This window comes from Brevibacillus formosus, assembly GCF_003013405.1.
In the GTDB taxonomy this organism is placed as follows: domain Bacteria; phylum Bacillota; class Bacilli; order Brevibacillales; family Brevibacillaceae; genus Brevibacillus; species Brevibacillus formosus.
On the sequence record NZ_PXZL01000013.1, the window covers coordinates 141,801 to 166,270 of the forward strand.

Sequence of the window (24,470 nt, forward strand, 5' to 3'; positions counted from 1 at the left end):
CCTTGCGTAAAGAGCTACAAGTATTGTACGGAAGAAGAGGAGTGGTTGACACTGAAGATCTACTTAGTGGGCAAGGGGAGAGGGTGCCAATTCATCTCGCGTAAAAAATGACTCAGCTCAGTAAACTTGGCGATTCGTTCCTCACGTGTAAAAGATGCGTTAGCCCCACTGGTAGACGGGACGACAAACACATAGCTGCCCGACCAATCTTTTGTCCCAAAGTACTTGATTGGCTGAAGCCCCAGTGAAATGGCTTCTTTCTTTTGTCCGGTTGCGTGACGAAAAGCAGTAATTCCGTTAAAACAGATGACACGAGGCCGGTAAGTCTGGATCATTTGGAAGAACAGCTCTGCACCCTTGGCATAATCCTCGTTACGCAGGTCTGTTGCGGAACGGGTGGGGCGTGAGACTAGATCGGTAATACCATAATTGTAGTCTAAGAGGGTAGCGGTTTCCTCGGGCAAGAGCTTGTGAGGTGTCAGCCCGCCCTCGTACAAGCCGCGCCAAAACAGGTTGGCTGGATTGGCGTAGTGGAAACCCGTTGTAGCCGATATACGCCCTGGATTGATACCGCAAAATAAGACCGCTAAATCGCGGCGAATGTATGTGGGCAACCATTTTTCTGTGAACTCGACCAAAGCGAACCCCTCCTGTTTACCACATTGTAGCACATCAGTGAGCGCTTTCAGAGAGAAGCAAAAAAAGCTGCCAGACTCGGCAGCTTCAGGTTATATTGGATCAAGTAACGGATCTTAGAGCTGGGGATGCGGATACGGCAGCACTTGCTGTGGCTCGTTGAACGTGAATTGCTCCATTTCATTCCGGACGTATCTTTTCGTCTCGAATGGAACGACTTCTTGTTCTTCATTACCCCACAACCAATTCGACAGCATTTGTATCATAAGGATACCCTCCACTTTGTGGAAATGTTTTACATGTTCATCATACTCCAGTTGAGGGCATTTTTGGTTGGGCAGGTGTGAATAAGGCGTGAAGAAATCGTGGATAGAAAGTGAACAAAATTGAAGCGATTTCACAGGACGTCGAAAAAAAAGCGAAAAGAAATCCGCCTGTACGACGGACTCTTTTCGCTTTTTTGTCATGTCATTTCTATGGATTGGTTGACCACAGTCCAGCGGATTTCACGAAAATGCGTTTGTTCAGCTTCAGCTGGCTGACCACGAACTCAGCAATATCCTCAGGCTGCATCGTCTTCTCAGGATTTCCGTCTGTCAGACCCAAGTCCAAAGCCAAATCGGTAGCTACCGTACTCGGCGTCAGCGCGGTGACGCGGATGTTGTGCTTGCGTACTTCAAGAGCCAAAGACTCCGTCAGGCCAAGTACACCGAACTTGGATGCGCTGTACGCACTGGTAAGAGGAGCACCTTTTTGTCCTGCGGTGGAAGAGATGTTGATAATGTCACCGGCGTTTTGCTCGATCATGCCTGGGAGCACCGCACGAGTCACGTAATAGACACCCATCAGGTTAACTTGGATGATTTGCTCCCATTCGCTTGTTTCCAGCTCCATGAACTTGCCGAATTTGGCAACGCCCGCATTATTGATCAGGATATCAATCTGACCCAGTTCATTTTTGATAGAAGCAACAGCTGTTGTGACAGCCTCGTAATTGGATACGTCTGCGGTCGCAATCGCTACCTTGACGCCGTATGCTTCTACTTCCTTGGCGACTTGCTTCAGATTTTCCTCAGAGCGAGCCAAGAGACCGAGATGCACGCCTTCCTTTGCCAGGGCGATTGCAATTGCGCGGCCAATACCTTTACCTGCACCCGTAATGAATGCGGTTTTTCCTTTTAGTTCGATAGCCAAACGAAAACACTCCTTTTTCGAGACAATAGGAATCTCATGTATATTGTGCAGTGTACTAGCATTTATCCCCGGGGGGAAGGATGCACTTTTATGTACGTAGGTTACGAAAGGTAACTGTGTAAAACAAAATGTCCTCCCAGAGCAGGGAGAACATTGGATAGCAAGGGTAGAACTGCTTACAGCTTGTATACGTCTGTGTATTTTTTCTCAAGGTAATTCATTAAGTAGGTCGCATTTGTACCTTCGCCTGTAATCGCTTGAACGAGTTCACGAGGGCTCTTCATTTTACCGTACTGATGGATTTTTTCCTTGAGCCACTCACGGATCGGGGCGAAATCTCCGTTTGCGATAAGCTCTTCGTAACCGGTAATCTCATTCTCCATAACGTGGACGAATTGTGCCGCATACACATTACCCAGCGAGTAAGTCGGGAAGTAACCGATCATTCCGCCTGCCCAGTGTACATCCTGAAGCACACCCAATGTATCTGTCGGTGGCTCGACACCCAGGTATTCTTTCATTTTTTCGTTCCAGATTTTCGGCAGATCAGCCACTTGAATGGTTTGATTAATCAAGCCTTTCTCGATTTCGTAGCGGATCATGACATGCAGGTTGTACGTCAACTCATCTGCTTCTGTTCGGATAAAGGAAGGAGTGACAGCGTTAACCGCACGATGCAGATCTTCTACAGATACGCCCTCGAACTGGGTAGGAAACGCTTTTTGCAGGTCCGCGAAAAAGTGATTCCAGAATGGCAGACTGCGTCCGACCATGTTTTCCCAGTAGCGGGATTGAGACTCGTGAATCCCCATAGAGGTACCATCGCACAGTGGTGTGAATAGCAGTTCTGGATTAATGTTCTGCTCGTACATCGCGTGGCCAGCCTCGTGAATGCAACTGAAGAGTGCAGAATTGAAATCATTTTCAGCGTAGCGCGTCGTAATGCGGACATCTCCAGGGTTGAAGGTGGTGCAGAACGGGTGCGCACTGCGATCCATGCGGCCAGACTTGAAGTCGTATCCGATTTTCTCGAGGATATAACGGCTGAATGCTTCCTGGTCTGCCACTGGGAAGTTTTTCGTCAAGAAGGAGGTGTCTGGCTTGTTCGGAGAGTCGGCGATCGCTTTTACCAGCTTGACGGTTTTCTCACGCAAGGTGGCGAAGATCGGATCGAGCTGATCGACAGTCATGCCAGGCTCATACATGTCCAAGAGGGTGTTGTACTTGTTTTTGCCGTCATGACCCCAATATTCGATGAACTCGAGCTGGAAGTTCACGATTTTCTCGAGGTATGGCTGGAACATGGAAAAGTCGTTGTTGGCACGAGCTTCTTCCCACACCGTTTCTGCCTTGGCGGTCAGTACAACGTACTCCTGATGCCTGTCAGCAGGGATTTTTTTGTTGCGGTCAAATTCCTTTTTGCATTCCAGCACACTGTGACGGGTAATTTCATCCAATGTTTCGAGGACAGATGGCTCACTCAGCTCTGTCAAAAGCGCTTCCATTTCTTTAGACGTCGCCAGCTTAAATTGCTCGCCAGCCAATGTCCCGATGATTTCGGAACGGGCATCCATTCCATTGCGCGGTGCTTGTGTAGCCTTGTCCCAATAAAGAACGTTCAGTGCTTGCGTGTAGCTGGTTATTTTCTTCACATAGTCACGGAATTCGGCCGTACGTGTTTCCACAGTCGTTGACATAGGGTTCCTCCTATAAAATTGTAATATTTTGGCGATTCATATGTAAGTCATGCAGTCAAAAAATTTTTACTACTGAATATTATATCGGTTTAGCAAAAAATTACTAGGTGGATGCGGCACGCATTTGTCGGTATAATCGTAGAGGAAACGAATGTGTTACTTATTTGCGATGACAGGAGAATGAAGATGAGTCAATCCAATCCCCAATGGGAAAATGAGATAGCAAAACGCCGTACCTTCGCCATCATCTCCCACCCGGATGCGGGTAAAACGACAATGACGGAAAAGCTGCTCTACTACGGTGGAGCCATCCGTGAAGCAGGGATGGTCAAAGGGCGCAAAAATTCCAAGCATGCCACCTCCGACTGGATGGAGATCGAGAAAAAGCGTGGAATCTCCGTTACGTCCAGTGCGATGGATTTTGAATACAACGGACACCACATCAACATTTTGGATACACCTGGTCACCAGGACTTCAGTGAAGATACGTACCGTACGCTGACGGCTGCTGACGCTGCTGTGATGATTATCGACGTAGCAAAAGGGGTAGAGGCACAGACGATCAAGCTGTTCAAGGTCTGTCGTATGCGGGGTATTCCGATTTTTACGTTCGTGAACAAGCTGGACCGCCACGGAAAAGATCCATTCGAGCTCTTGGAGGAAATTGAGCGCGTATTGGGTATTCGTTCTTATCCGATGAACTGGCCGATTGGGATGGGCAGCTATTTCAGCGGCGTATTTGACCGTATGAAGTCTCGTGTCGAGCTGTATCAAAGCAATACACAGCACGAAGAGATTTCCTTTTTCCCTGTAGAGGGAGCAGAAGATCCATTGATTGGTGATCGCGTTGGTCAAGAACTGTGGCAGCAACTGCAGGACGAAATCTCCCTGCTGGATGTTGCGGGAGATGAATACGATCCGGAACTGATCAATAAAGGGCAATTGACGCCTGTTTTCTTCGGTAGTGCCATCAATAACTTCGGTGTACAAACATTCCTGGATAACTTCCTGCAAATGGCGCCAGCACCTTCCGCGAAGAAGAGTACAGAAGGCTTGATCGATCCGTATACGAACGCGTTCTCCGGCTTCATCTTTAAAATCCAAGCCAATATGAATCCAGCTCACCGAGATCGCATCGCTTTCTTGCGTATTTGCTCCGGCAAGTTTGAGCGGGGGATGTCAGTTAAGCATGTTCGTCTTGGCAAAGACATCAAATTGGCGCAGCCGGTACAGTTTATGGCACAGGATCGCGAAATAGTCGAAGAATCGTTCGCAGGAGATGTCATCGGTCTTTTTGACCCAGGCATTTTCCAGATCGGCGATACACTCTGTGTCGGAAAATCTTTTGAGTACGAAGAAATGCCGCACTTCTCGCCAGAGTTTTTCTCCAAGGTGATGGTGAAGGACGCGATGAAGCACAAGCAATTCCAAAAAGGGATCATGCAATTGACAGAGGAAGGAACGGTACAGTTATTCCGTACCCATCCGATGGAAGAGCTGATTCTTGGTGTGGTAGGTGTGCTGCAGTTCGAGGTACTGGAATACCGTTTGAAAGCCGAGTACGGGGTAGACATCATGCTGACGCGTATGCCGTATCAAATCGCTCGCTGGCTCGAAGGGGAGAAAGCAGACCTCGATGCTGTGAAGAACCGAACCGTTTCCGACCGTTATGGCCGTCCGGTTATGCTGTTTGAGAGCGAGTACCAGCTGCGTGTCGCAATGGATAAGTACTCGAATATCAAGTTCCACGAGAGTTCTCTTGGCTTGAAAACCGTTCATTCTTAATTGAAAAAGAAATGCAGGGCCTCCCGATCACGGTGAGGCCCTCTTTATCCATTTCACCAATTCCACCACTCATTTGGACAGCATGAACTAGAACTCGATGGCAAAAAACTTGACCTCCTCCGTATCCTTTGAGAGGGTAATCATCCCTTTTTCTTGCAGGCCGATTTTCTTTAGAAGATTGGCAGAAGACGCATTATCGGGGTTGGTGATTGCTACGATGCGCTTTAAGCCGACAACTTCTTTTCCGTGGGCAAGAACAGCAGAGGCTGCCTCATACGCGTAGCCTTTGCCCCAGTATGCGGGCAGAAACGCAAAGCCGATATCGACATCTTCCAACGAATCCCTCTTAATCAGTCCACATAAACCGATCGGAACATTTTCTTCCTTCAGCTCCGTCAAATACAAACCAAAGCCAAGACTCTCGTACATCGCGACAGCGCCATTCAAAATATAGTGGCGGGCGTCTTCCGTTGTACGAAGGCCACGATCGCCAATAAATCGAATCCAAGAAGGCTCATTCATCAGTTTCAAGACAAAATCAGCGTCTTCGGCAGTTTGCCAGCGGAGGATGAGACGATCTGTTTCCAACACTTTCATAGGAACGACACCAGCCTTTTTTTTATCATTTATCCGATGATTTGCAGCTCTTTGGGAAAAGAAGTCAATACTTCTACGCCATCCTTCGTGACGAGCACATTGTCTTCAATGCGGATGCCACCAATCTTCGTGTCATAAATGCCCGGTTCAATCGTGAAAACCATGCCTGGGATGAGTTCTCCTGCTGCCTGGCTGTGAACGTACGGAGCTTCATGAAGCTCCAGTCCGATCCCGTGCCCGACACGATTGATGAAAAATTCTCCATAGCCCCGGTCCCCAATGACAGCTCGTGCAGCTAGGTCAACCTCTGCGATCAGAGCCCCTGGTCGAACGGCCTGTATCCCCGCCAGATTCGCTTGCAAGACCGTATCGTACATGTCCAGCAATTCTGCCCCAAGTTGACCGACAGCAAATGTACGCGTCAGGTCCGATACATACCCATCGACATACACGCCTGCGTCAATCAACAAAACTTCTCCTGCCGCAATCACCCGATCACCCGGGTCGCCATGGGGCAGTGCAGCTTTTTCTCCAGCCAGCACAATCGTTGAAAAGGAAGGGCCTTGTGCTTTTAGCTTTTTCATCTGGTATTCCAGCTCTGCGACGACGTCCAGTTCCGTCATCCCGACGGATATCAGAGGGAGCGTACGGCGTAGGGATTCCTCCATGACCCAAATCGCTCGCTTGATCGTAGCGATTTCAGATGCATCCTTAGCCACGCGTATATTACACAGCAATTCTCCGACATCTACTGCTTCTGTAGCTTGCACAATCGATACAAGTGCCTCATATGTTTTCGCTGTCAAATGGTTCTTCTCCACACCAATGTGAGAGAGGGGAGTTGGCAACAAATGCTGGAGCACGGTTAGTGCATCCTGTGAATCGTCATGCGTATAAATCATAATGGCCGGACAAGCCTCCCGTGCTTTTTCACCGTCCAGCAGTGGAACGAAGAGGAAGGGGGACTCGCCTCTCACCAAGACGAGGCCCATAAAACGTTCATGTGGCTCTGTCAAAAATCCGGTAAAATAGTACACGTTTTTGGGATGCGTAATTATCAATGCGTTCAGTTTCCTGCTTTCCATATACGCGTGCAGCTTTTCCAGTCTTTCTTGCATCCAGATCACCCTTTTTTATTGGTAGACAATGCGAAAAGCACACGTTGCGTTAGGTTCTAAAAATGACAGGCGTTAAAACGGACAGAATCTCGGCTTCTTCTACAGTGGAAGGATTGTACCACGTATGAAGGAGAGAGGAAGGGAAGTGGATCGTGTCTCCTTGTTCGAGACAATATTCTGTTTCGTCGACTACGATGGTGACACATCCTTTAACGACGTAGTAAAACTCTTCACCGGGATGCTGAAACGCGACATGCTTCGTCTGTCCGGGTGGCAACACGTTGAGGAGGGGTTCAAGCGCCCTGTCGGGAAAATTCCCGCCGATTCGAACGTACTTCACAGGTGACCCTTCAATCTGCAACGTTTGACGCTTTGCAATGGGCGTGTGGTACGTGACATCTTTTTCTACTTCAAAGAAGTACGTAATGGGGACACCCAGGCATTCCGCAATTTTTTGCAGAGATGTAATCGCGAGCGAACTGTTACCACGCTCTACTTGTGATAAAAAACTGACGGAGAATCCTGATTTCTCACTCAAGTCCTTTAAAGTAAGCTCCTGCTGGATACGAAGTTCTCGTATTTTTTTGTAAACGTGCTCCAAAAAGTCACCTCCTGACCAAAAACAATTACGGTATTACAGTAAATATTACGGTAATACAAAAATAATTGCTACATTTATTCTGAATCTTCCAGCTTCTTTTCGTATCCTACTTGTACCATTGCCTTCATATACTGGCATAAAGACAGGCCGTTAGAGAGGAAGGGAATTGCTTTGAGAGCTCTCCTGTTAGTGGTTTTGTTTCTGGTTTCCTTTGACATGCACGCGCAGACGCCTCTTCTTGCGCCGTATTTAAACGTATTGGGTGTATCCGCTGCGATGATCGGCTTCGTGCTCGGGGGTTATGCGATCAGCAATTTGACAGGCAACCTGCTCGCTGGCCCTTTTCTTGATCGCTATCCGAAAAAATGGTTTATCGCAGGTGGATTGATTTTGGCTGGCGTGATGCTGATTGGTCAAGGCATTGTGCAAAACACCGCGGGTTTCTTTACCTTTCGACTGATGCTTGGGTTTTTGATGGCGTTTGTATCTCCCGCTTGTTCTGCCTTGCTCGGAGAAACAGGGAAGACGGCACTTGAGCAGGGCGAAATTATGGGTAAAAAGGGATTGGTCCTTACCTCGGCAGGCATCGTATCCCCGGCAGTCGGTAGCTTTTTGGCGGTGCAATTCGGCTATGGTCAATCATTCGTGATTCTGGGCTACATGATGATCATTGCTGGCGTTTTCGCTTGGATGATGTTGCCTGAAAGAGTAGAGGTAAATATGTCGTCTACGCCACGAATCAAAGGTGGGGGCAAGCAAAACCTAACCGCCATCTTGGAAAATCGAATGCTGTATCCTGCGTTTCTTGGGGGATTTGCGATCATTTACGCTCAAGGAACGATTATCTATGAAGTGCCTTTGCTCATCCAAAGACAAGGGTTGTCCCCAGCCGTTACTGGCATATTGTTCAGCTTGAAAGGGTTGGGAGCACTTGCTATTTTGTGCCAGTTTTGGCTGCATCGCGTCCCCGTTGAGACGAGGACTTTTGCCGGATTGGGAGTTCTCAGCCTTCTTCTGTACGCCCTGGCAATCGGGTTGGCGATTCCGATTCATGTCATGATGTTTTTCTTCGGCGCGTGCTTTGGGATGCTGTTCCCAGCTTTTGCGACCGTCTTGACGGTACATTCACCCCGAGAGCTTTACGGGAGTGTGTTTAGTATTTACTCGGCGGTACTGTCGATCGGAGCGGTATTGAGCCCAGTATTGGCAGGCTTGCTGGGGAATTGGCACCATTCCTACTTCATTGCGTTTTTTGTAACAGCTGGCGTATGTCTGATCGGGGGACTGCATCGATTCTTGTTAAGCGGGGTTCCACGCTAGGAGGATACGGACTTTCTGCTAAGTAAGCAGGGGGTCTTTTTTCGTTTTCAAAACAAAAAGTTGAGCATCTAGCCATAATCCGCTATAATACCCATTGTGATTATGATAATTATTCTCAATGAAAACGCGGTCAAGTTGGCAGTTGTCGCTGCTTGATGGCATGACGCAGATGGAGGAACACACCAATGAAGAAAACAGCCAAACTTTCGATAGCCAGTGTCGTATTGGCAAGCCTAGTTACAATCGTGAGTGCTTGTTCTGGCCAACCGAACGCTGCGAGTCCAGAGGGACAAGCGGGCAACAGCCAAACCGGGACACCAGCGGCTGAAGCTCCACGGGTACTGAAGGATGCGATGGGAAATGAAGTAACCGTCCCAGCTCAACCTCAGCGCGTGATCGCTTCTTATTTAGAGGATCATTTAGTAGCGTTGGGAGTGAAGCCAGTTGCTCAATGGTCAGTAGGGAACAGCCAAGTACAAGGCTACCTGCAAAAAGAGCTGGCGGGTATTCCAGCGATTCCTTATGATCTGCCGCCAGAGGTCGTGATGAGCCACAGCCCCGACCTGATTATTTTGGATAGCGCATCTCTGGTCCAAGGGGACAAGTATAGCCAGTACTCGAAAATCGCCCCTACTTACACCATTGGAAAAGAAAAGAACAGCGATTGGCGTAAAGAGCTCCTGACAGTAGGAGAAGTGCTCAACAAGGGGGAAGAAGCGAAGAAAGTGCTGGCAGATTATGAGACGTTTGCAGCCGAGTCCAAGCAAAAGCTGCAGCAGGCGATTGGGGAAAAATCAGCGGCAGCACTGTGGATAACGGGGAAAAATGTGTACGTAGCGCGTCAGGACTTGTCTAGCGGGGATGTGCTCTACAAGGACCTCGGGTTTAAGATTCCTGCTATCGTTCAGGAAATCTCCAAGTCAGGAGAAGCAAACTGGAACGCGATCTCCATGGAGAAATTGGCTGAACTCGATGCCGAGTACTTGTTTATCGTAAACAGTAATCCGACTGCTGTAGAACAATTGCAAAAGGATCCAGTATGGGCGAATATCCCTGCTGTGAAGAATGGAAATGCGTTTACGTTTGCGAAAGATTCCAGCTGGCTGTACACAGGCGTCATTGCCAACCGCCAAATGATTGAGGATGTACTCAGCAACGTTAGTAAATAAGAAGAGAAAAGCCTATCCACCCTTTGACGTTTTGTACGAAGGGTGGGCAGGCTTTTTACATGTGTTTCTTGCTATTATGGGATTGGGATCTTCTGGATTTTACATGCTTTAATTCCGCCACGATAATAAAGCTCACGATGACAAGTAAAAACCACGAGCTGATTTTACTGAGATGCACGAGCTCCCAGCCTGCTCTCTGATTCGGATAATTCCAAGCTCCGAGAAACGTCGCTATATTTTCCGCAATCCAAATGAAAAAACCGATCAAAAAGTAACCAAGAGGGATGGGCATGAAAAACCGCTCATTCGCGACGCTAAAATAAACACGTGTTTTCCAGAAGACAATGAAAATAGCTGCCATCAGCACCCAACGCAAATCCCAAATATAATGGTGGGTGAAAAAGTTCAGATAGATCATTGCGCCCAAAATGGTGGCGATAATCTGATTTGGCCAGCCAGAGAGAGAAACCTCTAGTCGACGCCACGCTTGACATAAGTAGCTCGCGACACTGGCGTACATGAACCCACTGTACAAAGGAACGCCAAATACCTTGCTGTACGCATCCTCCGGATAGCTCCAAGAACCCATATGCACCTTGAATATTTCCAAGCACAGCCCGATCACGTGAAAGACCGTGATGACCTTCAATTCGTCCTGAGACTCCAAACCGCTTTTCACCATGAAAATCTGGAAGAGCAGGCAGAGCAACAGCAGGAGGTCGTACCTGGGAAAACCAGGAATGGTGACGAATTTGGATAAGGCGAGCGAACCAAAAATAAAGACCGGAAACAAGCAAGACATAGCTTCTTGATAGCCAAAATGAAGCAATAGACGCATATATCGTATCATTTGTCTGTCCTTTACGTTTACGAAAGTAGTTTCAGAGGGCTAATCCGTAAGCACAAACCGCACAAGTCTATTGATAGCGGAAGGCAGCACGCTTACATGGCCCTCATCTTCGAATTTGATGAAGCTCACTTGAACACCTTTGGTAGTGAGTGGTTCCATGCGCTCTACAACGCGTTGTGCACCCTCGACCATGAAGGAGAGCTCATCGCCGCCAACAATGACGAGCAGCTTTAGTTCATGATCGCCTTTCCATTGGGTGATAAAGCGCTCTTGCTCTCTCAATACCTCCTCGTTGCCCCACCAGACGGAAGGGCTCCCTGATACGACGTGTGAGAAAAGCTTCGGACGCGAGAACAGCGTATACAGTGTGAAATGACCACCTAAGGAATGGCCGAAAATCGCCTGTTTTTTCGGATTTACCTGCCATTCGGAAGAAATAGCTGGCATCAGCTGCTGTTCAAGGAAATCCAGGAACAAATCAACCCCACCATGCTCTGGCCAAGGCTCCCCATTCGGTCGGTCAGGAAGTGAAGCCGAATCCACGGGCATGGTCAAATCGTAACAACGGCGGTCCATATCAAATGGCAGACGTGATGGATAGCCGATTCCTACAACAATGGCTGGGTTAAAGCCCTTGGGCTTGCGTGTTTGCAACTTCACCGTCTCCGCAATCGTTCCAAACATCGCATCGCCATCCACGGCATAAATAACCGCATATCCTTCGGGAGGAGCTTTAGCTTCCGGAATCGCAATCATAATCCGATAGTCACGACCTTGGCTTGATTGCAGTGTCCACTCTACACAATTACGAGGGGAGTAGCCGTTTTTCTCTATCATTTTCATTTTGCAATCAATCCTTTCACATCCTCAATGACTTTCATATGTGCGATCAGGCCGCCGCTTAACCAGTGATCTCCCTCTACTTTAAACGTACGGCCGTTCTTCACAGCCTCCATGCTTTTCCAAACCGGACTCTCTGTCAAATCTTTTTCGAATGCATCCCCCGTACCAGCGTCATTGATGAGGAAAATATAGTCCGCATCCAAATCAGGTAAGCTCTCTAGTGATAAATGAATGTCACCGCCGGAAACAACCTGGCTCGGCAAAAAGCCTAGCTCATTGGTAAGTACGTATCCACTGAAGAAATCATACTTGATGAAGAACATCCCTCTGCCATTAAAGCGAATAATCGCTGCTTTTTTGCCTTGGATATGAGGGGCCAGCTCCTTTTTGGCTGCCTCGACATGCTCCTTATATTTCTGCAAAGCTTTTTCAGCTTCCGCCGACTTGCCCAACAGATCGCCAACTATGCGTACGGAAGATTCAAGATCAGCATTTGCTTGCTTGAACACATACGTAGGCGCAATCATCTTATATTTATCGTACACGCCGCTTTCGATATGGTTGGCATTGTGTAAAAGGATGAGGTCTGGCTCATGGGCCATAACCCCTTCCGGCTCTGGAGGCAATCCACCTGTGAAGGCAATGGACGGCACATCTTTTAGCTGATCTTGCAAATACATTTTTGGTCTTGAGCCCGAAGACCACTGCACGACCGGAGCAACGCCCAGTGCGACCAAAGTATCTTCCAGATTGGGAGCGAATATTTTGGCAGGTGCAGCAGGCAATGTCACCTCGTTACCCATTTCATCTTTTAGCACACGCGGGTAGGCAGGCTTGTCAGAAGAGCTCTTTGCCGATCCTTCGGCACTCCTAGTCGTGGATGATTCGACCTTCTGTGTCACTGTCTCACTGATTACGTTGTTCCCGCAGCCTGCTGCCAGTCCAGCAACGAGCATCGTCGTGGTCAGCATCAGCGCAAGACTTGTTTTCTTTGTCATACTAGGGAATCCCCTCTCGTTGATAATGTTTCTCACTGGGAAACATTATAATTCACCCAAGAAAGGGGCTCCATGGACAACACCTTGAATCGCATTTGGACTTTTCCCTGTTACCATTAGCAGGATTTCATCCAGCATCCGGTTCATGGCTACTGGTGAGTACTCGTACCACGGATTAGAAGGCAAGAGATAGAGGTACCCATTTTGAACAGCGCGAAGTCCTCTCCAAAGCGAATGATGCTGTAGCGTCAGCCAGCTTATGCGTGTCGACTCATCGAGACAAACGAACAACAGGATTCGCTCCGGGTCAAAGCTCGCAAGCTGCTCGAGCGTGATAGGCCGATTGCAAGGTTCCATTTCCTCTTCCACAAGAGAAAGCTGCAAATCGCCGCACAGAAGCTCCTTCATTCCCTTATTGTTGTAAAGATGGATGCCATCCCGATAAAGGCGAATGATGGCAAATTTATCTTGCTGGAGCACAGATTGCAGGTCTGCGCGAACGGCAGCGGCCTTCGCTTCATAAAAAGCGATCCAGGAGTCACAAGCTGCTTCTTTGCCCGTGTAGCTGGCAACTTCACGTAATTGCTCTCTCCAGCCAGAAGATTGGAGGGTCAAGACGTCTATGCCATGTGCAGACAAGCGTTGCTTGGTAGTCTCGGGAAGCTCTACGTGGCTAATGACAACATCCGGCTTGGCAGCCAGAAGCATGATTTCCTGATTGTCATCATTCCACGGCGTTTCGACTGCTTTTAAATGAACCGCGATGTGTTGCTGATACTGCTGATAGTAATAGGGGGTCCACTTCGCATCCAAAGGAGCAGCGACTGGTATAATCCCCAGTACTACTAGATGCCCCAGCAGGGAAGGGGAGTAGACGGCAACTTTGCGCTCGGAAGCTCTTTCATACGCGGAGGGGGATACACCCACTTCCTTCTTGAACTTCCGGCTAAAGTAAAACTCATCGCTGTACCCGATTGTTTTCGCAATATCCCGCAGCTTCATATCCGTCTCGCGTAACAATCGCTTGGCGTGATTGATACGCAGACTCGTTACATAATCCATGACACTTTGTCCGTAAGCCTTCTTGAACGAATCGCCAAAATAGCTCGGACTTAAGTTCGCCATCGCTGCCAACGTAGTTACGTTTAACGGACGATCGAAGTTACAGACCATATAGGCGCGAACCTCGTGGAGTGACATTTGGCGACAAGGCTCGTATTCTTTGTTATGTTTCATGATTCCATCCACCTTTTCAGGCACGTGCACAAGTTTGTGATAATGATAATTATTATCTATGAATGATAGCGAAAATGATAGAGGAAGAAAAATAAGACGACCGCTCCCCAATGTCGTAGGGAAGCGATCGCCGAAAGTCCACTGATGGAATTACTCTTCGCCGGTAGCCACCGGATTATCTGGATAAGAGCTCCAGTCACTCCAACTGCCCAAATACAATTTCACATCGGTTCGACCAGCAGCATGGAAAGCGAGCAAATTAGAGCAAGCCGTCACGCCTGAGCCGCAATAGACGATCAATTCTTTATCAGCGTAAGGAGCGAGACGTTTTTGCAGCTCGTCTGCCGGAAGCATCGTCTGATCAGCAGCGAGGTTGTCCTTATAAAAGAAATTGTGCGCCCCAGGTATGTGTCCTGCTTTTGCGTCGATCGGTTCGTTCTCGCCACGGTAGCGTTCTGGCGCACGAGAATCGAGCAATACGGTGTGCTCGCTGCGTTTTTTGACACCTTCCATGTCAACTAACATGTCGTGGCGGACATGTGGGACGAACTGACGAGCTTGTACAGTAGGTACTTCTGCGGTTATCTCATAGCCAGCCTTTTTCCAAGCAGCGTATCCGCCGTCGAGTACAGCTACCCGATCGTGACCAAGGTAGCGCAGAAGCCACCATAGACGTCCTGCCATTGCCATTTCCTGATCATCGTAGGCGATGACAGTCGTGTTGGCATCGATTCCCGCATTTGAAAAATGGGCAGCCAGCAGCTCCGTATCTGGGAGAGGATGACGTCCACCATGCTCGCTTTTGGAGCCGGAAAGGTCACGGTTCAGATGAAAGTAGAGGGCTCCCGGGATATGATCCTTCGTGTATTCCTCTGCACCTGCTTCAGAAGCACTTAAAGCAAAACGACAATCGACGATCACCAAATTTTCATCGTTCAGATGATCCTTGAGCCATTGAGGTGTGACAAGTGCTTGCATGAATCTCCCTACTTTCTCTTTTTTCTTCATCATAGCAGATGGCAATCCAATCAGGTACAATAATTAAGGGATTGTGGTTAGGAGAGAGGAGAAGAGAGATGAAGCGTTTCATTCGCTATTTTTTTGAGGGGCTATTGTTTGTCATTCCTTTGGCAGTGACGATTTATATTTTGTATTGGATTTTCACGACCGTGGATAACTGGTTCTATCTGCTGGTTCACAACTGGTTTAATCTCCAAATTCCAGGACTTGGTGTCCTCTTGACCATACTCGGCATTACGATTGTAGGCTTCCTTGCATCCAATGTACTGACACGCGGAGTTCTTTCGCTCGTGTCCACCGTCTTCGAGAAAGTGCCGTTTATCAAACTGATTTATACGTCCATCAAGGATTTGATAGGAGCGTTTGTAGGGGAGAAGAAGAGCTTTAACAAGCCGGTGCTTGTGACGCTATCCAAGGATGGAAATGCGAAGGCCATTGGGTTTATTACAAAAGAAAGCCTCGATTCTTTTGGTCTCACAGATCACGTAGCTGTCTACTTGCCGCAGTCGTACAATTTTGCAGGAAATCTCTTGTTGTTCCCGAGTGATCAGGTACAGCTGCTTGATACGGAAAGCTCAGAAGTCATGGCATTCCTGGTATCGGGTGGAGTATCTGGAGGGCCGCAAAACGTAAACAAAAAAAGCAGCGATGCTTAAATCATACAAACCTCCAGAGCCACGAGTCTTGTGGTTTTGGAGGTTTGTTGCTTGTTTTTTGGGGAACTTCCTTAGTTTTCGATTTTTCCACACAAAAAAGACACCCAAACGAATTTGAGTGCCTTCACATTTTCATAACGTCAGCTGCTAAAAAATCCACTATGGCTGGAATATTTGCGACGATAGTGACGATGACCGTATGTTCGATGCCCCATCTTCCATGAGGGTCGATATCGGTAATCACTGCTGCTGTACTTGTGATAGCCACGTCCGGTCATTTTCCATAAGAACCGGGCGCCTTTCTTAAAGAGGACCGCCACAATGACAATCGCAACGATCAAAATAACAAAACCGATCCCCAAAATCGTGAGTAGGACTGACATCCACATCGTCTCCTTGCCAAAAAGGTCTTACCTTTTTTACGGATGACTCTACAGGAAGTTTCAATTATCCCTCGGCATTCAAATATTTCTCATAGGGCGTGTAGTCGATTTCTTTTGATTTCAGGTGGGCAATGAGCCATTTGTGGTCACGCTTGGGGGTTGCTACGATGTACCCCTTTACAATCAAATCTGTTGTAATGGTGGTTGCTTTCTCTTCCAGCGCGATCTGGCCGATTTTCGCTGCGATAGAACGTCTCGCAACATCACGAAACAACTGTGGCACAGGATCAACCAATTCATTGAGCAAGGTCAGACCTTCATCTGTCCAGAGCGCACGTGTCTGATCAATGTAATGATCCTGCCAATCCAAGTCAGATTTTCCGTCTTGCTTGGGCATAGACTTGAGAAATTTGCGGAACATGAAATACCCGCCAATCGCCATCAGACTTACGAGAACAATGGTCCAGCCAACGATAAACAGGGAAAACCCTGTAGACATTTCACCCATACCTTGTACACCTCATTACCAATTTCCATTCACTAGTAAAAATTGTACCTTATTTTGGTTCGGGCAACAAACTTTTTATGCGTTTTCCTATCCTTAGGGGTTTGCTCTTCCCAAGAACACATACAATTTAGTATGATTAGAATTAATCTTTATTGGGAGTTGACGCTCATGTTCAAGCTTGGACAACGCGTCGTCATTGTTGCCGACTCCTTCGAGCAAGGTTTGCCTTTGGGTGAATACGGTTACCTGATTGCTCGTGACCGCAATCCGGACAGCGCATTTTCTTGGGTTTTACGCATTCCGAAAATTGATAAGCATATCGCCGTTGTAGAAGAGGACATCGCCTTGGAGGAGCAATTGCTGGAGGAAGAAGCAAATCGCATCTCGCATGAGGCTTTACTTGATTTTGCATTGGCGACAAGGAACGAAGCACTGTTTCGACAACTGATGGGCATGGAAGATGCAGAAGAGGCAAATGACGAACCCGCGAAGGAATCAATGGAGGAATTTATCCGTAAAGTAAATATCAAAGCATGGATCTAATTGGCGGTACAAGCATTTGAAACTTTTGTGAGGAAATGAAAGCGAGGCTGTTTCATGTCTGAATTTGTGACGTTTACCAATGAGTTTGGTCAAACCATCGATATGTCCCGAGAGGATTACCAGAAAAAAATAATTCCGCAAAATCTGGATAAGTACTGGGATGAAAAAGATAAGCTTCGCGATTTTGCGATGGAGTTGGTGAAGGGTCAATTTCATGAGCAAGCCGCTGTCGCTGCCGACAGGCTTCTCGAATTATACGGGCCAATTGAGTCTGCTCTCATTTTCCGTGCAGTCGTTCATATGCAGGCGAGAGAGTTTGAAAGCGCTAAAAAAATCTTGACAGATTGTCTGGAACGATTCCCGTCCTCGGGTACGGCTTGCACCAATTTGGCAAAAATCTTCGCGTTTGAAGGAGATGAGCCAAAAGCGTTCGAGACCCTACATACAGGCTTGCACAAAGACCCGAATCAAGAAAATGGCTTGAACATGTTTGTCGAGAGCTTCTTGCAAAGAGGAAAAAAGGATGAGCTGAAAGGGCAGCTGGAGGCGCTGGCAAGTAAAGAAGGCGCTTGGAGACCACAGCTTCAACTGGCTCGTCTTGCTTTGACGGAGGAGGACCTCCTGAATGCGATGAAATGGTACACGGTAGCGATTGAAGGAGCGAAGGACCGCTTTGAGGTCGTCATGACTGTGACCGGTGAATTGGGACAAGCGGGTTATGTCTATCAGTTGATTCAGATTTGTGAAAAGTTCTGGACGCCACATTTCCCGTATCCGTATGCGGGCTTCAACTATGCCAATGCTCTGTTGGCGACCGATCAAATGGAAAAGGCAATCGTCATCCTGCGAAACATGCAAGAGCATTTGCCAGATAACTACAAGCCAATGGTCGATCACTTCCTGAATCGAGTACCTGGAGCGCTCGAAGTGGAAGCAGCCGCCCAACAGAAAGCCGTCGAGAGCCAAATGGACGATCCGACGACGAAAAAAAGCAAGTGGAAGTTTTGGAAGTAAATCGATAGCTAGAGCGCCCGGCAATTCGTTGTCGGGCGTTTTTCTGTAAGAAGGGGGACTGTGCCCCTAACCCTGTCAGAACATATTTGCCCATGAAAAAACGGTGCAATCATCCCCGGTAGATGGTTGGCACCGTTTTTTAGAAGCCATCTATTTAAACTGGGTGGTGAGCCGCCGCTCTATATAGGCTACGCCTTGATACATCAAGGTAGCGATGACCGCGATAATGGCTAAGCTCATCATGACCAGGGTAAAATTAAACACTTGGAAGCCGTATATGATCAAATACCCCAAGCCTTGCTGGGATACGAGAAACTCTCCGACGATGACGCCGACCCACGAAAGTCCGACATTTACCTTCAGCGTAGCGAGAAGGGTTGGGATGGTAGCTGGCAAAATAACGAGCGTGAAGATTTGCCGTTTGCTCCCTCCGAGTGTTTGCACGACTTTGACGTAGTTTTGATTAACTTCCTTGAAGCTGGTATAGACGTTGATCGTGGTGATGATGACTGAGATCGCGCACCCCATGGCTATGACGGAGAGCAAACCTGGGCCAAAGCCGACGATGAAAACCGGACCGAGGGCTACCTTTGGCATACTGTTGGCAATCACCAGATAAGGCTCTAGGACGCGGGAGAGAAAAGGGGACCACCATATGATCGTTGCCATGACGGTTCCCAGAATCGTTCCTAAGAGAAAGCCGATAATCGTTTCCCATACGGTCAAGCCGACATGCGGGAGAAGGCTGCCATCTTGCAGCTGCAACCAAAATTGAGCCCAAATCTTGGAAGGATAGCTGAAGATGAGCGCATTAATGGTATTGGTTCGAGCCAGTAGCTCCCATAAACCGAGAAAAACGAGAAAGAGGAACAGTTGTGTGGTAAAGACGGAAAAGCTCATACGCTTTTCTAGCTGCAAGTAGCGGCGATGGACGGATTCAATTTCCTTTGGCTGCATCAGATACTACCTCCATCTCTTTCCACACGCGATGGAACAAGTCTTGGAATCCATCATGATTTCTGGCGTCGAATGGCAGAGCATCCCGGATCGGGCTGGGTACGACAATCTCGCTGTTGATGCGTCCCGGGTTGCGTGAAAAGATATAGACGCGATCGCCCATCGCGATTGATTCGGAGAGATCATGTGTCACAAGGACTGCCGTTTTTTTATGCCGACGCAGTGTTGAAAAGATCAAGTCTTCGAGCTTGAGTTTAGTCTGATAGTCCAATGCCGAAAATGGTTCGTCAAGCAACAGCACATCAGGTTGACAGGCGAGTGTTCGGACGAGTGCAACCCGTTGCCGCATACCGCCTGACAGCTGCAGGGGAGAGGATTTGCGCACATCAGACAGCTCCATTTCATCAAGCAGATGTAGCGCGTATTCCTCTGTTTCCTTGGTACGGATGCCTTGGATATCCAGCCCGAGAAACACGTTGTCTTCGATGGAGCGCCAGTTGAACAAATAATCTTGCTGTAGCATGTAGCCAACTTGCCTAGACGTTCCATTGACTTCTCTTCCGTCGATCCACACCTTGCCTGCTGTCGGCTTCTCAAGCCCTGCAATGAGTGAGAGCAGCGTCGTCTTGCCACAACCGCTGGGACCAACCAGACAAATGAATTCGCCTTCCTCCACGCGCAGGTTAATGTCTTGGACCGCCATGAACGCCCTGGTCGTGGATAAATAAAGATGGGTCACGTGGCCGAGTTCTATTTTTGCCGGCGTAGAAGAAATTTGCTTCATGACGGCCTATTTCCCTTCCTTGGATTGGGTAGCAAAAGTGGTGTTTACCAGCTTGTTGTAATCAGCGCGTTGCTTTAATTCACCAGCGGAATCCATAATATCTTGTAGCTGGTTCCATTCCTTTTCGTCCAGAATGGGATCTGTCGCATAGGAGCCCTGTTCGAGGTAACGCTGTACAGCGGTTTCCAGAATCTTCGGATCGATTTGCTCGAAGTACTTGCCTATCACATCAGCCGTTTCTTTTGCACTGTGGCTGGCAACCCACTGTTGCCCTTTGTAGACCGCATTGGTAAACTTTTGGATAGCTGCTGCGTTGCTGTCGATATAGCTTTGTTTTGTCATGAAGACAGTGTAAGGAACGGTTCCGCTCTCTTTGCCAAAAGAGGCGACGACATGGCCGATTCCTTCCTGTTCAAAGCGGGAGGCTTCCGGTTCAAACAGCTGTACATACGCTCCGGTACCAGATGCGAAGGAAGACGCGATATTTTTGAATTCGATATTCTGAATGAGTTCCACGTCGGCTTGCGGATTGATGTTGTGCTTTTTGAGTACATACTCTCCGACCATTTGCGGCATGCCGCCTTTACGTTGACCCAAGAAGACACTGCCTTTTAGCTTGTCGAAAGTAAAGTCATCCATTTTGGTGCGGGAGACGAGGAAGGTGCCGTCCGTCTGTGTGAGCTGCGCGAAGTTGACAACAGGATCGGCAGCTCCTTGCTGAGAGACGTAGATGCTGGTCTCGGAGCCGACGAGCGCGACCTCGATGCCGCCAGATAACAGAGCCGACATCACTTTATCTCCGCCGGGAATGGTTGAGAGCTCCACTTCTAGACCTTCTTCCTTGAAAAATCCTTTTTCAAGTGCGACATATTGCGGGGCGTAAAACAAAGAACGAGTCACTTCACCAATTCTTATTTTTTCGGGAGTGCTGGAGCAGCCAGTCAAGACGGCCGTCATAACGAGAAAAGCGGCCAGCCCCAGCGCCAAAAATCGTTTCATGATTAGGAGTCCCTCCTTGCTAGGCTTTGTATGTTGTAGGCTATGCGCCCAGACAAAAAAGGGTGAATGCCTAGAGAGAGAGACAGGCACATGATGAGGGAAGGCCAAAAAGGAGATGGACATAGCGTGATCGTTACATTTTTAGGCACCGGATCAGGTGCACCCACTACGCGAAGAAACGTGAGTGGGATCGGCTTGCGATTTTTACAGGCAGGAAAGTGGTGGTTGTTTGACTGCGGAGAGGGGACTCAGCACCAGCTACTGCGAGCACCGATGAAAATTAGTCAATTGGATAAAATCTTTATCACGCATCTGCATGGGGATCATCTGTATGGACTGATCGGACTGCTTGCGAGCCGGTCTTTGCGCAATACTGAACCGACTCCGTTAGAGCTGTACGGACCACCAGGACTCGACCGATATTTTCGAGCTGTCATGGAGGCAAGTCCGGTTCATTTGCAATATCCATTGGAAATAAAAATCGTCAGTGAAGGCGTAATCTACGAGGACGAAGAGATCGTGGTGAGCTGTCGAATGGCCAAACATCGCGTGCCTTCGTTTGCGTATGCCGTGATGGAAAAGGAAAAGACAGGAGCATTTCAAGTAGAACGGGCAAAGCAGGCCGGGGTGCCGTCAGGGCCGTTATTTGGAGCCTTGAAAAGAGGAGAACAGGTCACACTCGAGGATGGACGTGTTCTGGACGGAAAGGACTTCGTTGGAGAGCCCCAGCCAGGACGCAAAATCGTCTTCAGTGGGGATACGGAGCCGAGCCAAGCGGTTTTGGAGCTGGCAAAAGGGGCGGATTTGCTCGTCCATGAAGCGACTTACGCCCATCACGACAAGGAGCTGGCGACCAGAAGCGGACATTCCACAGCACGCGAGGCGGCTCAAATTGCCAAAGAGGCGGGCGTGAAAGAACTGTGTCTGACTCACTTCAGTCCACGTTATGAAGATGAAGATGGGGATTTTTCGATGGAGGATTTGTTGGCAGAGGCGCAGCAAATTTTTCCGGCGACCCAATTGGCTGATGATCTCGGCAGCATTTCTGTTAAGCGAGAGAGAAACGATGGGAGAAAGAAATAATCCTTGCTATAATGAATGATCACGATGGAGGAGGTGGGGGAGCATGAAGCGGATTACCTTTGCTACACCAGAAGAACTTATTCAACATTGTCAGTCGGAAGAAGTCAGTCTCGTTGTCGAATATCGAGACGAAGTGAACAAGCAACGCCAGGTCATTTTGACGGGAGAGCAGCTTGAAGAGGCACAGAGCTACCTGAACTTCTCCAAATCCGAAGCGTATTACCGGAAGGACGGGCTTTTTTACGAAGTCATTGCAGGCTGGAAGTAAAACACATCGTCAGGAGATGAGTAGATGGGAAACCTTCAAAAATCTCCACTCCATTTTCCAGTAACTGTGTAAAACCGTGAAAAACGGTCTTGTATAGGCGATAGTCCAATCATCTTTGAGCATTCGCACATACAGTATGACTAGTTGCTGGCAAAGGAGGGAAAGCGAATGAGTCTGTTCAACGGAGGATTTGACGACTTTGCTTTAATACTGGTGTTGTTCGTATTGCTTGTTATCGTTGCTTGCTCTTGCGACTAACGAAAACACTGGGTAGCTTCGCCAGAAGGGAGAGCGATTTTTCGCTCTCTCTTTTGTTTTTGCATAAAAAAGGCCTCGCCAACCAAAGAGGGCGAAGCCAGGGGGAGACATATCTTATCCGAGGCGATCGTGTACTTGCCTTTTTACACTGGATATTTGTTGGTCGGATAATTTGACACCAACCGCCTTGCTGACTTTTTTAATCAGCGCGCTTAATTTCTTGTCATCCTTCAAGTCTTTCATGGAGAAGTCTTTTGCCAGCGAACGTACATCACCCATCGTCCATTTTTTCTTGCTTTTCTTGTTGATGGATTTCAATAAATCACGTGGACTGCCCTTCGCTTTAAGCTTGACTTTTGCCTTTGCTTTTCCTTTTGCTTTTGCTTTTGCTTTTGCCATGATGTTTTCGCTCCTTTCAAAAGAATACGCCTGCCCTATGCAGTTATATGGAAAAGCAAGGGAGTTCGCTTGGACAGATTCACGCCGCTATTCGCCTATTTTGCTTAACGTTGTGCAATGGCCCAAACCCATAGGGGGAGCCGTGACATAGGATGAGTCAGAACGATGCATGACAGGAGGCTAGTGGGTTGAAAATTGTCAGCTTTCATCGGGATACGCCATTTACCGAGATACTGTCAGATTTGAAAACCAAGGTTCTGACCAAAACCGAGAGACTTCCATGGCGATGCTATGATGACCTTTCATGCTTGTGTGTCAAAGAAAAGATTTTTGAGCAGCATGAGGAGCTGTTTCGACGGTATAAGGCGATGGTGGAAGAGAACATTACCGTAAACGTTCATGCGGAAGGGCAGGATGAAATTCCGTGGGGCGTGCGATATGTGGGGGCACAAAGATTGTGGCGAAAGGGGCGTGGAGCAGGCGTCAAAGTCGCTGTCATCGATACGGGAATCTCCCGCGATCATTTTGATTTGAAGGATCAAATAAAGGGTGGCATCCAGCTCGTACGCGGCAAACAAAATGGACACGGTACGCATGTCGCGGGGATCATCGTTGCCGAGATGAACCAAAGAGGAATTGTCGGAGTGTCTCCAGAGGCCCATTTGTATGACGTCCGTGCCTTTGATCATGAGGGTAAATCATCTTTGTCGACCATTTTGCAGGCTCTGCAATGGTCAATTGCCAATAAGATGGATGTGATCAACATGAGCTTTGGTATGCCCCAATACAGCGAAGCAATGGCGAGAGCGGTTGGTCGGGCCCACCAACAAGGAATCGTATTGGTAGCTTCGGCAGGCAACGGAGGGGGAGAAGCGGAGTATCCAGCGCGGTACGATGGTGTCTTAGGGGTTAGCGCGATTGATCAAACGGGAAAATTGGCGTCGTTCAGTGCGAGAGGCAAGGGAGTAAATATGAAGGCACCCGGGGTTGATATTTTGTCTACGTGGCCGGGCAATCAGTTTAAAAAGCTGAATGGTACTTCGATGGCTGCCCCGCATGTGGCAGGGCTGAAGGCGCTAGAAATTGGTCGCAAGCGAAAAAAAGCATAGCGTTCCACGAAAAAACAGCTCCGAGGCTAAAAAGAAGCCAAGGAGCTGCTGGATTTTCATAAACGAATTATTGATGGATTTTGGTGTCATGGTCTTGCTGGACACGGAACCATATATTAAGATCGTTAATAACACTGGCCAATTCGTGGATCTCACTGTTCAATTCGCAAGATCTTACGAAATTTTCTTCTTCGGACATTTGTTTGGTTTTCTCAATGATAACCTTCTCTACCCGGTGTATTTGATCCGGAATGGTTGCGCGGATTTCTTCCCATTCCAGCAACATGTCCGCTCTTTCTACAGTCGAATAATCTTCCCATTCCAGATGCAGCACGGGAAGTCGTATACCTAGCCGTTCATCAAGGATAAATTGATAGCGCAAAGGTGAACTCACTCCTCTCCACCTCCATCATACCAAAAATGAATCGGTACGGGGAGAGAAATA

Annotated in this window: 29 protein-coding genes; 10 read left to right on the plus strand and 19 right to left on the minus strand. The window is 48.2% G+C overall.

Features of this window, described 5'->3' with window-relative positions; genetic code table 11:
- Positions 1 to 59: 59 nt before the first annotated feature.
- The 4 genes from C7R91_RS13175 to C7R91_RS13185 form a co-directional block, all read right to left on the minus strand.
- A complete protein-coding gene (locus C7R91_RS13175; protein WP_106786199.1) occupies positions 60 to 638 on the minus strand; it encodes a mismatch-specific DNA-glycosylase in 579 nt (192 codons plus the stop codon).
- A 114-nt stretch (positions 639 to 752) separates the two neighbouring features.
- Positions 753 to 902, minus strand: a complete 150-nt coding sequence (locus tag C7R91_RS29360) for a hypothetical protein (RefSeq protein ID WP_162837744.1) — start codon at positions 900 to 902, stop codon at positions 753 to 755.
- 208 nt (positions 903 to 1,110) lie between these two features.
- Entirely contained in the window at positions 1,111 to 1,830 is a 720-nt protein-coding gene (locus C7R91_RS13180) for a 3-ketoacyl-ACP reductase (RefSeq protein ID WP_047068748.1), read from the minus strand.
- Between the two features lie 176 nt (positions 1,831 to 2,006).
- Positions 2,007 to 3,527, minus strand: a complete 1,521-nt coding sequence (locus C7R91_RS13185; protein WP_047068749.1) for a carboxypeptidase M32 — start codon at positions 3,525 to 3,527, stop codon at positions 2,007 to 2,009.
- Positions 3,528 to 3,713: 186 nt separating this feature from the next.
- Here C7R91_RS13185 and C7R91_RS13190 point away from each other — a divergent pair, with 186 nt between their 5' ends.
- On the plus strand, positions 3,714 to 5,312 hold the full coding sequence (locus C7R91_RS13190) for a peptide chain release factor 3 (RefSeq protein ID WP_047068750.1): 1,599 nt from the start codon (positions 3,714 to 3,716) through the stop codon (positions 5,310 to 5,312).
- An 87-nt stretch (positions 5,313 to 5,399) separates the two neighbouring features.
- On the opposite strand, the gene C7R91_RS13195 is transcribed toward C7R91_RS13190, so the two are convergent.
- The 3 genes from C7R91_RS13195 to C7R91_RS13205 are packed head-to-tail and all read right to left on the minus strand — an operon-like array spanning position 5,400 to position 7,628.
- On the minus strand, positions 5,400 to 5,909 hold the full coding sequence (locus tag C7R91_RS13195; RefSeq protein WP_047068751.1) for a GNAT family N-acetyltransferase: 510 nt from the start codon (positions 5,907 to 5,909) through the stop codon (positions 5,400 to 5,402).
- A 29-nt stretch (positions 5,910 to 5,938) separates the two neighbouring features.
- Positions 5,939 to 7,027 (minus strand): M24 family metallopeptidase, encoded by a 1,089-nt coding sequence (locus C7R91_RS13200; protein WP_047068752.1) that lies wholly within the window; start codon positions 7,025 to 7,027, stop codon positions 5,939 to 5,941.
- Positions 7,028 to 7,076: 49 nt separating this feature from the next.
- Positions 7,077 to 7,628 carry a helix-turn-helix domain-containing protein gene (locus C7R91_RS13205; protein WP_047068753.1) on the minus strand — a complete coding sequence of 184 codons (552 nt, stop codon included), beginning with the start codon at positions 7,626 to 7,628 and terminating at the stop codon, positions 7,077 to 7,079.
- A gap of 171 nt (positions 7,629 to 7,799) precedes the next feature.
- Here C7R91_RS13205 and C7R91_RS13210 point away from each other — a divergent pair, with 171 nt between their 5' ends.
- Positions 7,800 to 8,948: an MFS transporter gene (locus tag C7R91_RS13210; RefSeq protein ID WP_047068754.1), complete on the plus strand. Its 1,149-nt coding sequence runs from the start codon at positions 7,800 to 7,802 to the stop codon at positions 8,946 to 8,948.
- Between the two features lie 185 nt (positions 8,949 to 9,133).
- On the plus strand, positions 9,134 to 10,117 hold the full coding sequence (locus C7R91_RS13215) for an ABC transporter substrate-binding protein (protein WP_047068755.1): 984 nt from the start codon (positions 9,134 to 9,136) through the stop codon (positions 10,115 to 10,117).
- A gap of 55 nt (positions 10,118 to 10,172) precedes the next feature.
- Here C7R91_RS13215 and C7R91_RS13220 read toward each other — a convergent pair whose 3' ends face one another.
- From C7R91_RS13220 to C7R91_RS13240, 5 genes are all read right to left on the minus strand, one after another.
- Positions 10,173 to 10,967: a DUF817 domain-containing protein gene (locus C7R91_RS13220; protein ID WP_047068756.1), complete on the minus strand. Its 795-nt coding sequence runs from the start codon at positions 10,965 to 10,967 to the stop codon at positions 10,173 to 10,175.
- 39 nt (positions 10,968 to 11,006) lie between these two features.
- The gene (locus C7R91_RS13225; protein ID WP_047068757.1) at positions 11,007 to 11,810 is read right to left on the minus strand and encodes an alpha/beta hydrolase; all 804 of its coding nucleotides are present in this window, start codon (positions 11,808 to 11,810) and stop codon (positions 11,007 to 11,009) included.
- Complete coding sequence (locus C7R91_RS13230; RefSeq protein ID WP_047068758.1) at positions 11,807 to 12,808, minus strand: ABC transporter substrate-binding protein; 1,002 nt, start codon at positions 12,806 to 12,808, stop codon at positions 11,807 to 11,809. The genes C7R91_RS13225 and C7R91_RS13230 overlap by 4 nt, the downstream gene beginning before the upstream one ends.
- Before the next feature lie 45 nt (positions 12,809 to 12,853).
- Entirely contained in the window at positions 12,854 to 14,044 is a 1,191-nt protein-coding gene (locus C7R91_RS13235) for a helix-turn-helix domain-containing protein (protein ID WP_047068759.1), read from the minus strand.
- A 150-nt stretch (positions 14,045 to 14,194) separates the two neighbouring features.
- Positions 14,195 to 15,022, minus strand: a complete 828-nt coding sequence (locus tag C7R91_RS13240) for a sulfurtransferase (protein ID WP_047069469.1) — start codon at positions 15,020 to 15,022, stop codon at positions 14,195 to 14,197.
- Between the two features lie 98 nt (positions 15,023 to 15,120).
- On the opposite strand from C7R91_RS13240, the gene C7R91_RS13245 reads away from it, so the two are divergent.
- On the plus strand, positions 15,121 to 15,720 hold the full coding sequence (locus C7R91_RS13245; RefSeq protein WP_047068760.1) for a DUF502 domain-containing protein: 600 nt from the start codon (positions 15,121 to 15,123) through the stop codon (positions 15,718 to 15,720).
- A gap of 140 nt (positions 15,721 to 15,860) precedes the next feature.
- Here the strand turns inward: C7R91_RS13245 and C7R91_RS13250 are convergent, their stop codons facing one another.
- The gene (locus tag C7R91_RS13250; RefSeq protein ID WP_047068761.1) at positions 15,861 to 16,103 is read right to left on the minus strand and encodes a hypothetical protein; all 243 of its coding nucleotides are present in this window, start codon (positions 16,101 to 16,103) and stop codon (positions 15,861 to 15,863) included.
- 64 nt (positions 16,104 to 16,167) lie between these two features.
- Positions 16,168 to 16,611 (minus strand): DUF2621 domain-containing protein, encoded by a 444-nt coding sequence (locus C7R91_RS13255; protein WP_012685927.1) that lies wholly within the window; start codon positions 16,609 to 16,611, stop codon positions 16,168 to 16,170.
- Between the two features lie 168 nt (positions 16,612 to 16,779).
- Between C7R91_RS13255 and C7R91_RS13260 the strand changes: the two genes are divergently transcribed.
- Together C7R91_RS13260 and C7R91_RS13265 are read left to right on the plus strand one after the other, a co-directional pair.
- Positions 16,780 to 17,154 carry a hypothetical protein gene (locus C7R91_RS13260; protein WP_012685928.1) on the plus strand — a complete coding sequence of 125 codons (375 nt, stop codon included), beginning with the start codon at positions 16,780 to 16,782 and terminating at the stop codon, positions 17,152 to 17,154.
- A gap of 54 nt (positions 17,155 to 17,208) precedes the next feature.
- A complete protein-coding gene (locus C7R91_RS13265) occupies positions 17,209 to 18,168 on the plus strand; it encodes a tetratricopeptide repeat protein (protein ID WP_047068762.1) in 960 nt (319 codons plus the stop codon).
- Positions 18,169 to 18,318: 150 nt separating this feature from the next.
- Here C7R91_RS13265 and C7R91_RS13270 read toward each other — a convergent pair whose 3' ends face one another.
- From C7R91_RS13270 to C7R91_RS13280, 3 genes are read right to left on the minus strand one after another with little or no spacing between them, the layout of a single operon-like run.
- Complete coding sequence (locus tag C7R91_RS13270; protein WP_047068763.1) at positions 18,319 to 19,125, minus strand: ABC transporter permease; 807 nt, start codon at positions 19,123 to 19,125, stop codon at positions 18,319 to 18,321.
- A complete protein-coding gene (locus C7R91_RS13275; RefSeq protein ID WP_047068764.1) occupies positions 19,106 to 19,909 on the minus strand; it encodes an ABC transporter ATP-binding protein in 804 nt (267 codons plus the stop codon). The genes C7R91_RS13270 and C7R91_RS13275 overlap by 20 nt, the downstream gene beginning before the upstream one ends.
- A 6-nt stretch (positions 19,910 to 19,915) precedes the next feature.
- Positions 19,916 to 20,908 carry an ABC transporter substrate-binding protein gene (locus C7R91_RS13280; protein ID WP_047068765.1) on the minus strand — a complete coding sequence of 331 codons (993 nt, stop codon included), beginning with the start codon at positions 20,906 to 20,908 and terminating at the stop codon, positions 19,916 to 19,918.
- Positions 20,909 to 21,034: 126 nt separating this feature from the next.
- Here C7R91_RS13280 and rnz point away from each other — a divergent pair, with 126 nt between their 5' ends.
- From rnz to C7R91_RS13295, 3 genes are all read left to right on the plus strand, one after another.
- Positions 21,035 to 21,991, plus strand: coding sequence for a ribonuclease Z (rnz, locus tag C7R91_RS13285; RefSeq protein WP_047069470.1), 957 nt, complete (start codon positions 21,035 to 21,037; stop codon positions 21,989 to 21,991).
- A 43-nt stretch (positions 21,992 to 22,034) separates the two neighbouring features.
- On the plus strand, positions 22,035 to 22,259 hold the full coding sequence (locus C7R91_RS13290) for a hypothetical protein (RefSeq protein WP_047068766.1): 225 nt from the start codon (positions 22,035 to 22,037) through the stop codon (positions 22,257 to 22,259).
- Between the two features lie 168 nt (positions 22,260 to 22,427).
- Positions 22,428 to 22,517: a YjcZ family sporulation protein gene (locus C7R91_RS13295; protein ID WP_100169674.1), complete on the plus strand. Its 90-nt coding sequence runs from the start codon at positions 22,428 to 22,430 to the stop codon at positions 22,515 to 22,517.
- Positions 22,518 to 22,631: 114 nt separating this feature from the next.
- On the opposite strand, the gene C7R91_RS13300 is transcribed toward C7R91_RS13295, so the two are convergent.
- Positions 22,632 to 22,916 (minus strand): stage VI sporulation protein F, encoded by a 285-nt coding sequence (locus C7R91_RS13300; RefSeq protein WP_047068767.1) that lies wholly within the window; start codon positions 22,914 to 22,916, stop codon positions 22,632 to 22,634.
- A gap of 188 nt (positions 22,917 to 23,104) precedes the next feature.
- On the opposite strand from C7R91_RS13300, the gene C7R91_RS13305 reads away from it, so the two are divergent.
- Positions 23,105 to 24,025, plus strand: coding sequence for a S8 family peptidase (locus tag C7R91_RS13305; protein WP_047068768.1), 921 nt, complete (start codon positions 23,105 to 23,107; stop codon positions 24,023 to 24,025).
- Between the two features lie 67 nt (positions 24,026 to 24,092).
- Here the strand turns inward: C7R91_RS13305 and C7R91_RS13310 are convergent, their stop codons facing one another.
- Positions 24,093 to 24,419, minus strand: a complete 327-nt coding sequence (locus C7R91_RS13310; RefSeq protein WP_047068769.1) for a hypothetical protein — start codon at positions 24,417 to 24,419, stop codon at positions 24,093 to 24,095.
- Between the last annotated feature and the right edge of the window lie 51 nt (positions 24,420 to 24,470).

Coding starts and splice junctions, on each gene's coding strand:
- C7R91_RS13290 (WP_047068766.1), top strand. CDS start 22,035: ATGAAGCGGATTACCTTTGCTACACCAGAAGAACTTATTCAACATTGT.
- C7R91_RS13260 (WP_012685928.1), top strand. CDS start 16,780: ATGTTCAAGCTTGGACAACGCGTCGTCATTGTTGCCGACTCCTTCGAG.
- C7R91_RS13185 (WP_047068749.1), bottom strand. CDS start 3,527: ATGTCAACGACTGTGGAAACACGTACGGCCGAATTCCGTGACTATGTG.
- C7R91_RS13250 (WP_047068761.1), bottom strand. CDS start 16,103: ATGTCAGTCCTACTCACGATTTTGGGGATCGGTTTTGTTATTTTGATC.
- C7R91_RS13215 (WP_047068755.1), top strand. CDS start 9,134: ATGAAGAAAACAGCCAAACTTTCGATAGCCAGTGTCGTATTGGCAAGC.
- C7R91_RS13230 (WP_047068758.1), bottom strand. CDS start 12,808: ATGACAAAGAAAACAAGTCTTGCGCTGATGCTGACCACGACGATGCTC.
- C7R91_RS13220 (WP_047068756.1), bottom strand. CDS start 10,967: ATGATACGATATATGCGTCTATTGCTTCATTTTGGCTATCAAGAAGCT.
- C7R91_RS13190 (WP_047068750.1), top strand. CDS start 3,714: ATGAGTCAATCCAATCCCCAATGGGAAAATGAGATAGCAAAACGCCGT.
- C7R91_RS13225 (WP_047068757.1), bottom strand. CDS start 11,810: ATGAAAATGATAGAGAAAAACGGCTACTCCCCTCGTAATTGTGTAGAG.
- C7R91_RS13245 (WP_047068760.1), top strand. CDS start 15,121: ATGAAGCGTTTCATTCGCTATTTTTTTGAGGGGCTATTGTTTGTCATT.
- C7R91_RS13255 (WP_012685927.1), bottom strand. CDS start 16,611: ATGGGTGAAATGTCTACAGGGTTTTCCCTGTTTATCGTTGGCTGGACC.
- C7R91_RS13195 (WP_047068751.1), bottom strand. CDS start 5,909: ATGAAAGTGTTGGAAACAGATCGTCTCATCCTCCGCTGGCAAACTGCC.
- C7R91_RS13280 (WP_047068765.1), bottom strand. CDS start 20,908: ATGAAACGATTTTTGGCGCTGGGGCTGGCCGCTTTTCTCGTTATGACG.
- C7R91_RS13270 (WP_047068763.1), bottom strand. CDS start 19,125: ATGCAGCCAAAGGAAATTGAATCCGTCCATCGCCGCTACTTGCAGCTA.
- C7R91_RS13235 (WP_047068759.1), bottom strand. CDS start 14,044: ATGAAACATAACAAAGAATACGAGCCTTGTCGCCAAATGTCACTCCAC.
- C7R91_RS13240 (WP_047069469.1), bottom strand. CDS start 15,022: ATGCAAGCACTTGTCACACCTCAATGGCTCAAGGATCATCTGAACGAT.
- C7R91_RS13200 (WP_047068752.1), bottom strand. CDS start 7,027: ATGCAAGAAAGACTGGAAAAGCTGCACGCGTATATGGAAAGCAGGAAA.
- C7R91_RS13295 (WP_100169674.1), top strand. CDS start 22,428: ATGAGTCTGTTCAACGGAGGATTTGACGACTTTGCTTTAATACTGGTG.
- C7R91_RS13265 (WP_047068762.1), top strand. CDS start 17,209: ATGTCTGAATTTGTGACGTTTACCAATGAGTTTGGTCAAACCATCGAT.
- C7R91_RS13275 (WP_047068764.1), bottom strand. CDS start 19,909: ATGAAGCAAATTTCTTCTACGCCGGCAAAAATAGAACTCGGCCACGTG.
- C7R91_RS29360 (WP_162837744.1), bottom strand. CDS start 902: ATGATACAAATGCTGTCGAATTGGTTGTGGGGTAATGAAGAACAAGAA.
- C7R91_RS13300 (WP_047068767.1), bottom strand. CDS start 22,916: ATGGCAAAAGCAAAAGCAAAAGCAAAAGGAAAAGCAAAGGCAAAAGTC.